The sequence below is a fragment of the Photobacterium sp. DA100 genome, from assembly GCF_029223585.1.
Lineage (GTDB): Bacteria > Pseudomonadota > Gammaproteobacteria > Enterobacterales > Vibrionaceae > Photobacterium.
Map to the genome: position 1 here is coordinate 1,836,049 of NZ_CP119423.1, position 11,674 is coordinate 1,847,722.

The window sequence follows — 11,674 nt, forward strand, 5'->3', positions numbered from 1 at the left end:
GGATGCAGGATTAATTGCTTGTTTAATAAGCAAATATTGCGTTCTTCACCGTCTGATTTGTGCGGCCTAACTTGTCGGGATTCCTCTCGGTATATACTTATAGCCAAGTTACCTCAAGGTGTAGGATTCAGAGGGCTGACACCCTCCCGAAGGTCTCTGGATCTTGAACTTGCTTGGGGATAATCATAATGATCTCTTGGAGCTTGTGTATGACGTATCGTTTTTTAACTCGTTCGCGAGTGGGGATAGTGTTGTTGTTTGGCAGTGTTCTATTTGCTGGCTGCAATGATTCTTCCGAGTCGGTTATGGGGGCTGATGAGGATGAGCATGGTTGTAAGAGCTCTGCAGGATATGTCTGGTGTGCAAAAACCGCTCAGTGCGAAAGACCGTGGGAATTGGCTGAACGCGAAGGGATAGACAGCACAGAAGAGGCCTTTGAAGCTTATTGCGCCATTGACGATGAAAACTAGTTTTTTCTCCCGCTACATAGTTTATATCCTTTAGAAACGCCCGAAAGAGAGGGCGTTTTATGCACTGGATGCTGATCAGAAAGGCCCGGTACATAGCTTTATACTACATAAATTATGTCTCTCAGGTTTTTATGGTCTAATTATTTATACAGCTGTGCAGAAAATTGAACACAGCCTTCATGGTATGGCTTTTTTGTAAAATGACGGATTGTATTTGCACAGGGATAGTTTGATATTGCTCGGTATTTCAGAAAAGAATAATTACAATTGGCAATATTTTGTGATTTTATTGACAGGATTGTAAATTGTTCTCGACAAAATTGTGCGTGGCACAGGGAGATATTAATGAGTCATTCAGATACTGATCTGACAAATTACAAGCGCAGACAATTTTTGAAAACCACCACCGGGCTTGCCGTTGCAGGGGTTGGCAGTACGCTTTTTAGCGGACAGGCAAGCGCTACTGAAGAAACCACTGACTGGTCTTCGTTTCACTCTGGTGGTAACGAGGCTGATTTTTGGCGGGAAGTGAAGCGTCAGTTTATCCTTGACGATAACTCGACCTACATGAATATAGGGACAACGGGGTCGATGCCTAAGCCGGTGCTGCAGGCCTATGATAAGAATAACAGGACTGTGGCTAAACACCCCTGGGATATGGACGGTAAGTTTGGTGGTTGGCCGTATGTTTCAGAAATGGTGGAAAGTATCGCCGCAGGTTTCGGTGCTGATCCGCACGAGATAATCTTAAGTCGTAACACCACAGACGGCATGTGCTCGATTATCAACGGCCTTCATTTTGAGCCGGGTGATGTGATTCTGACAACCCATCATGAACACGTTGCAGCCACGTCTCCGTTGAATGTTGTCAAGCAGCGTTATGGCGTAGAGGTGGTTGAGGTTGAGTTGCCGGCATACACAGGCACTGAAACCGTTTCAGAGCAGGATTATGTTAGGGCGTTCAGAAAAGCACTTAATGCGTACAGCAATGTAAGGCTGATTGTTTTCTCTCATATCACTTACAAGACCGGTACACGCCTTCCGGCCAAGAAAATTTGCAAGCTGGCGAAAAAATATGCGGTGCCGACGCTGGTGGATGGTGCACATACCATTGGGATGCTGGATCTCGACTTCCATGATATTGATTGTGACTTTTATGCGGGCTCAGGCCATAAGTGGCAGTGTGGTCCCGGAGCAACGGGAATTTTGTATGTGAGGGATAATGCGACAAGGCTGGATGAATATTGGCCAGACTGTGACAATCCACTTTGGTATGTTAATTCCTCGCTTTCCCATGCCGGCTACCTCGGTACTCAATTGCAGATGCAGTATATCGGTAATGATAATTATCCGGCCAAACAAGCGTTGGCGGACAGCTGCAAAATGTGGGACGAAATTGGTCGTCGCCGCATTGAGTCTCGTGTGTTGTACTTGAGTAAGCTATGCAAAAGCCAACTCTCCGATGCCTTACCCCAGGCTCTTATTTTCTCTCCGGATGTTGAAGGGCTAGACAGTGGCTTAACGACTTTTAATCCGTTTCCGTTAGATGTGAATAACGGTGATCGCTTGACTTTGTTCCGGGACAGGCTGCGCGAAGAGTATGGTTACATTATCAGGACGACCAACTTCAAGCTGTATCTAGAGGATGATGAGGCGACCCAGGCGTTGCGGATTTCGACCCACTTATTCCATGACGAGAAAGACGTAAAGGGGCTGGTCAAGGCGATTAAGCACTTATACAAAGATATGATTCAGGCTTAAGCTCAAACGCCCAGTTCGCTGGGCGTTTTTTTGTACTTCACGGATGAAAGGATGGGGTTTAATGACAAAGGCGAAGCACTATTTACGCTGCTTGCTTGTAGCAACAGCTACAGCGATGGGAGCGATGCTGAGCTCATTGGCTTTGGCCGGTGATCTGGCTGAAATCAAAGAGCGGGGCGTAATACGACACATTGGCGTTCCGTATGCAAACTTCGTTTCTTATATTAAAACGGATGATTTTGAATCACTTAGCGGCTTAGATGTCGAGATCGTAAAAGGGTTTGCTGACTTCCTTGGGGTCAAATATGAGTATGTGCCCGCACAATGGAATGATGTGGTCGGAAAGTTGACCGGCCAAGATGCCCTTTATTTGAATAACAGGATAGAGCTTGGCGAAAAGGTATCCATTCAAGGCGATATTATTGCTAACGGGGCGACAGTATTAGACTGGCGCGAAGAGTTGGTGGATTTTTCTGTTGATTACTTTCCTTCAGCGGTTTGGCTGGTGGCTAGGGCGGATTCGACATTAACGCCCATCAAGCCAACCGGCGATATAAACAAAGATATTAATATCGTTAAGGACTTGATTGACGAGAAAGATGTGCTGGCGATGGAACATTCTTGTTTAGACCCGAATTTATATAATTTGTACGAGACAGGGGCAAATATCATTCTTCCTGAACCTGGTCGAAAGTTAAATGAAATGGTCCCGGCCATTTTAAATAATGATGCCGAAACGACACTATTGGATGTCGCTGATACGTTAATTGCGCTTGAAAAGTGGCCTGGGGATATCAAAGTTATTGGACCAATATCACAAGAGCAAAGAATGGCTGCAGCATTTAGGAAAAATAGCCCTGAATTACGCCATGCATTTAATGAATATTTAACTAAGATTAGAAATGATGGTACTTTTCATAAGCTTATAGAAAAGCATTATCCATCAGTGTTTTATTTTTATGGCGACTATTTTAGTAAAAGCAATGAAGCTGATTTATGAATAAACGGATACAAAAACTGTCAAGTAGTAATCTGATCATTATCGCTGCAGTCTTGCTAGCGGCATATTTGATGTTGATTTTGGCGGTTACCAACCTCGGTCAAACAAGGCTCAATGAGTCTCAGCACCGTGAATTGACGCTTAAAGTACAAAGCTATGCCAGCATACTTGAGTATTTTTTCAGCGTTACCAGTGAGGAAGTGTCTGATTTAACGACAGACCGAGCCATGACGACCTTCTTTGCTAACTTGGCATCGGGAATGTCGATGGAGTATGGGCTTGGCGCAAGTTTGATGAAACTTGATTATGAACTAAATAAATTGATCAAAACCAAGTTGGTCAATAAGATACCAGTATATGAGCGCTTTATATTGGCTGGGTACGATGGGGACGTGATTGTCGATACGGCTGAAAATATTCAATTGCAGGTTGATGTTGACAGGCTTCAAAACTCAGCAGAAGGAACGCATGTAATACATAGCCGCAAGGAACAAAATAACCCCCGCATTGAAGTATACCAACCTGTGTACTATTCAGGCAGGCCTGTTGCCTACCTGATTGCCGATATTAATATTTCAGTTATTATTGAGCAACTTACTGCGCAAGAATATGAAGGAAGCCAAAGCCGTATGCTGCTTTCTTCTGCGTCTGATGATATTTTGGTGTGGAACTCAATTAGCGAAGAAAATATTGAGCAGTCGAATATTATTTTTTTCGAGTTACCTATCGAAAACACACCTTACCAACTAAAAGGGTGGTTTTCCCCGGTCAATGATAAAGATATTTTTACGTCCGGATGGTTTGTTGCAGGCATTTCTTTCCTTGCTGTACCTGTTATCGTGGGGTTGTTTTACACGTTTAATATAAATAACGCGAATGTGATTTTAAGAACAAAGTTTGAAGAATCCCATAAACAGCAGCGGGTGCTTGCTGTGAAGAACGAGAGATTAGTAGAAGAAATTGACCTGAGAAAGGCGTCCGAACAGAAATTAGCTTACCAAGCGACTCATGATGCACTCACGGGGCTTCCCAACCGCAAGTATGGCAATGAGCAACTAGAGCGGATTATTGCAGATGCAATCGAGAATGACAGCAAGGTGCTCGTCATGTTCATTGACCTCGATAATTTCAAACAAATCAATGATACATTGGGGCACTTGGCCGGTGACTCTATTTTGATAGAGAGCAGCCAGCGTCTGCTGTCGGCGATTGAAGATTCAAGTGTCTTGGCCCGTTTGGGAGGAGATGAGTTCCTACTGATTATTCCTAATCTTAGCGACGAGAACTATGCTCAAGCATTATCATCGATAATTCTGTCGTTGTTTGATCATCCTTTCACCTGGAAGAATCAAGAGTTCTTCATCACAGCCAGTATCGGCATGTCAATTTACCCGCAAGACGGTGCCAATACCCACCAATTGCTGGCCGCTGCAGATACGGCGATGTATTGGGTGAAGCAGGATGGCCGTAATGCCTATCGGTTTTACGAAACCAGTATGATGACAGATGCCCTGCGGACGTTGGATCTGGACGGGCGGCTTCGCCAGGCTATCAACAACGACGATATCGTCATGTATTATCAGCCCATCTTTGATTTGGTAACGAATCGGATCATTGGGGCGGAAGCCCTCATGCGCTGGCATGACGAAAAACTTGGCTTTATCTCGCCGGAAGAATTCATTCCATTGGCAGAAAAGAATGGCCTGATCCACCGGCTGGGTGAGATTGCGATCTCCCAGGCTTGTCAACAAGCGGCTCGTTGGCAGAGTATTATGCCAATGAAGATATCGATTAACTTTTCTAGCATACAGTTCAGGTACTGCGACAAGCTGTTTTCTCAACTCAAGCAGGGGTTAATTGCTTCGGGGTTGCCTGCCAATCGGTTGGATATCGAAGTGACGGAGAGCCTGCTCTTCAATCATACCCAAGAGGTTGTCACCTTGCTTAATGCGTTACGGGAAGAAGGGGTCGAGCTAACGATTGATGACTTTGGTACAGGATATTCTGCATTGAGTTACTTGCAAAAGTTTCCATTCGACAAGCTCAAGATAGATCGATCTTTTTTGATCGACATTGATCAGAACGAGCCGAACCGCGAACTGGTAAGTGCCATCATTGCAATGGCCAAAGCGTTAAATATTCAAGTGGTTGCGGAAGGGGTTGAAACAAAGTGGCATACCGACTTTTTAATTCAGAACGGGTGTGACTACGGTCAGGGCTATTACTACAGCAAGCCTTTGCCTGCAGACGTCTTCGAACGTCTTCTTTATAAGTCTAGGGTTCCGCAGTCAGTGGCCTGAGGCGGGCGCCAAACTGTCGGCTCTAATCACAATCAACGCAGGTCAACTGAGGTATAACTGCGTTGATTGTTGTTGGATAGGCCGTTATAGCGCTTCTAGAGGGAAGTGCTCACAAGGGGCGACAATCTCGTTCTGCGCGGCAATCGTCTGCAGTTCCCATTCCCCGCGTTGCGAGGTTTCTTTTAGCACGGCATAGCAGGCGTCATTGCAATGGCTGAATGCCGCCTCAGCATTACCTTTTGCCAGGTATTGGCCAGTAAATAGGGCGGAAATAAGATCGCCGACACCAACAGGTTGCTTGTCAAACTCAAGGTGAGGACGTTGGGCAAGCCAGCAGCCTTCCTGGGTGGCTAGCATCATCGAGAAACTCTCGTTTGAAATGCTATGCAGGTGTTTGACCAAAACCATTTTAGGGCCTTTTTCAAGTGCTACTTGGCAAGCTTTAATCGCGTCTTCCAGAGAATTTATCTTCATCCCCGCAAATTGGCTCAGTTCGAACTGGTTAGGCACAATAATGTCAGCCATAGGCATCAAGGTATTGATCAGGTGCTCGGCAATCCCCGGGGCCACGATACAGCCTTTGTCTGGTGCACCCATGACAGGGTCACAAACATACAGTGCCTTAGGGTTGGCCGCTTTAACTTTTTTGACGGTATCAACGATGGCAAGGCACTGTTCTGCACTGCCTTGATAGCCACTGAGCACAGCCTCGCAGTTTTCTAGCTGTCCAATGGCAGCCATGCCAGATACTAGGCTGGTGATATCTTCTGCAGCAAATGCTCGTCCAGTCCAGCCTTCTTTATACTGGGTGTGGTTTGAAAATTGGACGGTATGAATTGGCCAAACTTCAAATCCCATACGTTGAAGGGGAAATACGGCGGAGCTGTTTCCTGCGTGCCCATAAACGACATGTGACTGAACAGAAAGAATACCTTTCATTATTTTTATCCTGTTGGGGTATGTGTACGATGCCGATGATAATGTGATAGACCACGTATCACAATGAATTAATAAGCCGTTGTTATACTCCCTTTGCCGATAAAGCTACAGTGGGAAGTAAGGATTGTGCTTGTCAGTAACGCGATGTCATGTCAGATTGGTTATTATCCATTCTATTGGACAGCTAGTGGATAGCATTGGGAGAAGGTTGCATGGATGTTCAGGAGATATATACAACCACAGAGGTTGAACAAGGGCTCATCGAATTATTAATTGAATGTGTTAATGATGGTGCCTCAATCGGATTTCTACCCCCATTAAAAAAAGTGGAAGCTATTTCTTATTGGCATAGTGTCGAAGAGGAGATAGCAAAAGGCGAGCGACGTCTATTTATTGCCAAACAGGGCGAGAAAGTTGTTGGTGTGGTCCAACTGGCACTGTGTCAGAAAGCAAATGGCAGCCATCGAGCAGAAATAGAAAAGTTGATGGTTTTACCTCAGCAAAGAGGCAACGGGGTAGGAAGGGCCCTGATGGACTGTGTGGAAAAGATGGCGGTTAAACTTGGCCGAAGTCTATTGGTATTAGATACACGCAAAGGCGATGTCGCCGCGAAGTTGTATACCGCGCTGGGCTTCCAACTCGCTGGCGAAATACCAGCCTTTGCGATGAGTGCGGCAGGTCAATTGGACGCGACGCTTTTGTTTTATAAACAGTTGCCATAGTCTTTTGGGCGCCGAATTAAAATAGCTAGCATATTGCTAGCTTTTTTTCTTTGTAGCCACTCCGCCACATGAAAATACTGTCCTGAGTGCATCTTGGTCAATAAATGCGCTGTTAGTTAGCTGAAAGTAATATTCATCATACAAAAAGCACTTAGATAGAGAACAAAAAATACACCAATGGTTTATTTATTTCTTTCTTAATCAACATGTTAGTGACCATTCTTATATCAATATCACAGATATGCAAAAAAGTGCGCACGCCATAGGTAATTTGTTGAATAAGTTGCTTTTGATCATGAAATTAATAGTTGCAAATTGCTAGTTTGTGCAGTGCATAATATTGAAGGAGTATAATATGCAAGACGCAAATTCTAGATTCCCTTTTATTGCCAGAGTACTTATCTTAAGGCAGTTCCTTTGGGGCGCTGCTTTCTATGGCACCTACGTTCTACTTACTAAGTTTTTCCTTGATGAGCTCAATTACAGTGAGGCGGAAACCATCATGATGATGGGTGCCTTCGGTGCTGTTGGGCCTGTTTTCTCAGCCGTAGGTGGTTTTGTCGCTGACCGGTATATTGGCTCATTCCGCGCGGTATATATTGGTTATACCGTCTATACCATCGGTTTCTTTACACTTGGTACCGGTGCAAGTACTTTGAATGTCCCTTTGAGTATTTTTGCTATCGCGCTTATTGGTTATGCAAGGGGCCTTTCCGCAACCAGCCCAACGGTCTTACTGGGGAATTCCTATGCTGCAGATAACCGTGATGCATTCCAGCAAGGCCTGACAGTCAATTATTCGATCAATAACTTAGGTTCGTTCGCGTCAAAATACCTTTTCCCCTTTATGGTGGCTTTCCTGGCCTACCAAGGGAACTTTTATATTGCCTCTGGGCTGATGTCGATCACTCTTGTACTTTTCGTGCTTTTCCGTCACCGCTTTGTGGCTGTCGGTAATGATATTGACCGTCGTTCTGTATCAATCAAGGTATGGGCTGCTTTTGTACTTGGGTCGGCAGTGATGTTGGGCTTGGTATTCTGGGTATTCTCGAACCTCGATGAAGGTAAATACCTATTGTACGCATTAGGTATTGGTGCCATTGGCTATTTCATTTTCGAAATTACCCGAGCCTCAACAGCCTTCAAATACAAAATGTGTGGAGTGTTGATCCTTATTTTCATCATGATCGTGTTCTATTTCTACTACGGTCAGATGTTAACGTCGATGAACATCTATGCCATCAACTTGATGGGTGATCATCTATTTGGTTTGATCCCAATTCGCCCTGAATCAAATGCAGCATTCAACCCGCTATGGTGTTTTGTATTGGGCGGTCCGGTAATTTTTATTTATGGTTGGCTAGAGAAAAAAGGTATCTCACCATCAATTCCAACTAAGTTCTCTGCGGCATTCATCTTCAGTGCCATTGCTTTCTCGCTGTTAGGGTTATCAACGAATTTTGTAGGTGACAATGGCAAGATTTCGGCTGATTGGATCTTGTGGGTGCACTTCTTCCAGTCATTGGCAGAATTGATTGTCGGTGCGCTGGGTGCTGGCTTTATCTTTGAGATGGTTCCACGTTACCTGTCTGCATTCTCTATCGGCCTGCGTTCTGTTGCGTTGTCACTCAGTGGTATTTTGGCAGCGGTTATCTCTACCCGCATAGCCTTGCCAAAGGATGTGGAGCTCACCCAGGAGCTGATTGAGAATGTTTATGCCAGCTACTTCTTTAACCTTGCGGTACTGGCGGTTGTGATGGCGTTTGTCACTTTGGCCCTGTCGAAAGTGATTGCCAAACTGATCAACAAAGGTGAAGAGTTGGAAAAGGAAGAAGAGGCGAAGTCTCTAACACCGCAGCACTAATTCTCTGAACCATCCAAGCTATAGACAGGATAAAAGGCGTCAGTTTTAACTGGCGCTTTTTTATTGGTGGCTAATGGCTTGCGGCTATAAGCTTTGGCAAGTCACGGCTTGCACTTTGGTAATTATTGATGTGATATTCATGGTGTGAAAGGTAAAAGTTAACGGAGGGTGTGTGAAACGAATGATGTTGGCCGCAATGGTTGGTGCGGCAATGCTGGCAGGGTGTGGTGAAGAACTGCAGATCACGGCGCAGCCGATAAAGAACGTAGAAAATGTGCACTACCAAGACGGAAGCTTGGATGTGTATTGCCTGACCGGTATTTGCCAGTTCGAGTTGTCAGCCAACCAAGACGTGGACTTGACCGTTGTCATGCATTACAGCGAGTCACGAACCTTCGATAAGATTGAGGGGGTGAGTGTAACGGGACGCGGTGGTTCATCTGTAGAGATGCATGGCGGCAATAGTTTTCAACTGTCTCTGGCAGCCAATGAACCACCTAGTACTATTCAGGTGGTTGATTACTACCGTAACTAGCAGGCTAGCGGTTTAGTGATTTTCGCTTGTGGCGGTTAGAAGCGTTAGGCGCTGGCTTGGCGGGTACCGGCTTTTTGCCGGCGACAAGATGCCGAATAGCCAGGATAGGGTGGCGGAGTAACATTTTGGGGCCGCTATAGCGCATAATGATGCGGGAGCGCTCCTTGTACTCTGCTTTGTAGCAGTGAATTGGGCATAGCTTGCAGGTGGGTTTTTCCTCGCCATATGGGCAGCGATCGAGCTTTGTCAGCGCATAGTGCAAAAAGTCGGCGCACTCGTCGCACAGTGCTCTGGTGCCATGATGATCCTTGCAGTAGATCTTCACCATTGCCTCAAGGGTTTTATACTCTGTCCTCAGGCTGCCGATTAAGATCGAGGTGTCTATTTCTTGGTCACACATGGTCATTTCTCTTGCTTGAAATCAAGGCGCTACAAATAAAGTTATATTTTAAATGTAACTTATTGGCAAGGTGAAAAATATGACATAAATCGTCATTTTCCTTATAAATGGCCTGGATCATGTTAAGAGAACGAAAAAATTACAAATTTCTGCCAAGAATAGGCCCCGGGTGGGTTGATTTCGGCGAGTATGAGCAGTAGTATCCGCACCTCTTTTTTTGTGGTGGTGTATATGAGCAGATTTGAGTGCCTAGAAAGAATCGTCGAAGAATATCGCAAGAAGGTTCGCGACGCGGAGTTTAATAAACAGAATGACAGTGAAGTCGCTAAAGTGTTGGTTCTGCTTGTTGGAAACTCTATGTTCAGCTTGGCAGATGAATTTGCAGATTGGGTAAATCGTGGTGGTGATCGTAGCTACGGCGGTAAGTTTTTCGTTTCAAAGCAACTGATGACGCTGCTTGAGCCGGTAACTTTCCGTGGTGTGACTGTTCGCCGTGACTCGATTAAGCTGTTCCGAATTTCTTAATTCGGTAGCATTTATCGTTTATTCAATGACTCTCATAAAAGAAAATTGAAGAACAGATTTTATACCACGCTACATAACTCGTTGTTCGGTATTACTGTTTAAAATGGTTGCTCGCTAGGCGATGACAAACATTTTTCCGGCGTAGTACAGAAGAACAAGGATTTATACCAGATTGGTATTAGCTGGATTTGCCTTTGAAATCTAGCTAACGAAAAAAGATGCTTCGGCATCTTTTTTTGTATCCGTGCCCTTGTGACCCTAGCGGGTGATAATCCAAGTGGACTGGATGTGTGTTTTTTATCCTCTGTGATTGTTTTCTGTGCGTCGTTTTGCCGCGTTAAATCATCAAGCAATACCTTCGCTTGATTGTGACAGGGAACACCTCCCTGAATGCCTTACAGCGCCTTCTACGAGCATGCGTTTAATACGGCTCGATTAGCTATATCATGGCAAGTTTGATATAAAGCCAATCAGTCGGTCTAAAAAAGAGAAAATGATTAATGGATGCAGAATTTTGGCATAGCCGTTGGGCCGAAAACCGAATCGGTTTTCATCTTGATGATACCAACCCAATGCTGGAAAAATACTGGTCGGAGGTAAAGCCTACCCGTGAGGATGCGGTGCTGGTGCCGATGTGCGGTAAATCCGTCGACCTGACCTGGCTTGCGACTAAGCACAACAAAGTGGTTGGTATCGAGCTGAGTGAAATTGCCGTTCGCGCATACTTTGCCGAGCACTTCTACACGCCGCTTGTTATCCCGATGGGCAATGGCCAGTCTATTTACGAGTTTGATGAAATCACCATCCATTGTGGTGACTTCTTTATGGCTAAAGTCGAGCCGGTCGATATTGTCTACGATCGCGCTGCGCTGATCGCGATGCCGCAGGAAATGCGCCAGAGCTATACCCAGAAGCTGTTGTCCATGGTCAAGCCGGGTGGGCGTATTCTGTTAATTACTCTTGATTACCCGCAGCATGAAATGGACGGTCCTCCATTCTCGGTGGTCAAGGAGGAAATTGAGGCCCTGTTTGCCGGGTGCGATATCCGCCACTTGGCGCGTGACGAAGCTGATGAGTCTCACCCTCGCCGTAAGCGTGGTTTAACCCGCTTTGCCGAAGAGACATGGGTGATCACTGTGGCATAAAGCCCTGGTGAGC

Annotated in this window: 11 protein-coding genes; 9 read left to right on the forward strand and 2 right to left on the reverse strand. The window is 45.4% G+C overall.

The window, feature by feature from the left end; genetic code table 11:
* Positions 1–209: 209 nt before the first annotated feature.
* The 4 genes from PTW35_RS08590 (at position 210) to PTW35_RS08605 (ending at position 5,531) form a co-directional block, all read left to right on the forward strand.
* Positions 210–470 carry a serine protease gene (locus PTW35_RS08590; protein WP_281027326.1) on the forward strand — a complete coding sequence of 87 codons (261 nt, stop codon included), beginning with the start codon at positions 210–212 and terminating at the stop codon, positions 468–470.
* Between the two features lie 345 nt (positions 471–815).
* Complete coding sequence (locus PTW35_RS08595) at positions 816–2,231, forward strand: aminotransferase class V-fold PLP-dependent enzyme (protein ID WP_281027327.1); 1,416 nt, start codon at positions 816–818, stop codon at positions 2,229–2,231.
* A gap of 61 nt (positions 2,232–2,292) precedes the next feature.
* Positions 2,293–3,231: a transporter substrate-binding domain-containing protein gene (locus tag PTW35_RS08600; protein WP_281027328.1), complete on the forward strand. Its 939-nt coding sequence runs from the start codon at positions 2,293–2,295 to the stop codon at positions 3,229–3,231.
* Positions 3,228–5,531: an EAL domain-containing protein gene (locus tag PTW35_RS08605; RefSeq protein WP_281027329.1), complete on the forward strand. Its 2,304-nt coding sequence runs from the start codon at positions 3,228–3,230 to the stop codon at positions 5,529–5,531. The genes PTW35_RS08600 and PTW35_RS08605 overlap by 4 nt, the downstream gene beginning before the upstream one ends.
* An 84-nt stretch (positions 5,532–5,615) precedes the next feature.
* Here PTW35_RS08605 and pdxY read toward each other — a convergent pair whose 3' ends face one another.
* Entirely contained in the window at positions 5,616–6,470 is an 855-nt protein-coding gene (gene pdxY, locus PTW35_RS08610; protein WP_281027330.1) for a pyridoxal kinase PdxY, read from the reverse strand.
* 212 nt (positions 6,471–6,682) lie between these two features.
* Here pdxY and PTW35_RS08615 point away from each other — a divergent pair, with 212 nt between their 5' ends.
* From PTW35_RS08615 to PTW35_RS08625, 3 genes are all read left to right on the forward strand, one after another.
* A complete protein-coding gene (locus PTW35_RS08615; RefSeq protein WP_281027331.1) occupies positions 6,683–7,192 on the forward strand; it encodes a GNAT family N-acetyltransferase in 510 nt (169 codons plus the stop codon).
* A gap of 355 nt (positions 7,193–7,547) precedes the next feature.
* Positions 7,548–9,056, forward strand: a complete 1,509-nt coding sequence (locus PTW35_RS08620) for a peptide MFS transporter (protein WP_039461074.1) — start codon at positions 7,548–7,550, stop codon at positions 9,054–9,056.
* A 181-nt stretch (positions 9,057–9,237) separates the two neighbouring features.
* On the forward strand, positions 9,238–9,591 hold the full coding sequence (locus tag PTW35_RS08625; RefSeq protein ID WP_281027470.1) for a spore gernimation protein: 354 nt from the start codon (positions 9,238–9,240) through the stop codon (positions 9,589–9,591).
* A gap of 4 nt (positions 9,592–9,595) precedes the next feature.
* On the opposite strand, the gene PTW35_RS08630 is transcribed toward PTW35_RS08625, so the two are convergent.
* Positions 9,596–9,991 carry a nitrous oxide-stimulated promoter family protein gene (locus tag PTW35_RS08630; RefSeq protein ID WP_281027332.1) on the reverse strand — a complete coding sequence of 132 codons (396 nt, stop codon included), beginning with the start codon at positions 9,989–9,991 and terminating at the stop codon, positions 9,596–9,598.
* Between the two features lie 231 nt (positions 9,992–10,222).
* Between PTW35_RS08630 and PTW35_RS08635 the strand changes: the two genes are divergently transcribed.
* Both PTW35_RS08635 and PTW35_RS08640 read left to right on the forward strand, forming a co-directional pair.
* Positions 10,223–10,516 carry a hypothetical protein gene (locus PTW35_RS08635; RefSeq protein WP_039461086.1) on the forward strand — a complete coding sequence of 98 codons (294 nt, stop codon included), beginning with the start codon at positions 10,223–10,225 and terminating at the stop codon, positions 10,514–10,516.
* 500 nt (positions 10,517–11,016) lie between these two features.
* Positions 11,017–11,661, forward strand: a complete 645-nt coding sequence (locus PTW35_RS08640; protein WP_281027333.1) for a thiopurine S-methyltransferase — start codon at positions 11,017–11,019, stop codon at positions 11,659–11,661.
* Positions 11,662–11,674: the final 13 nt, after the last annotated feature.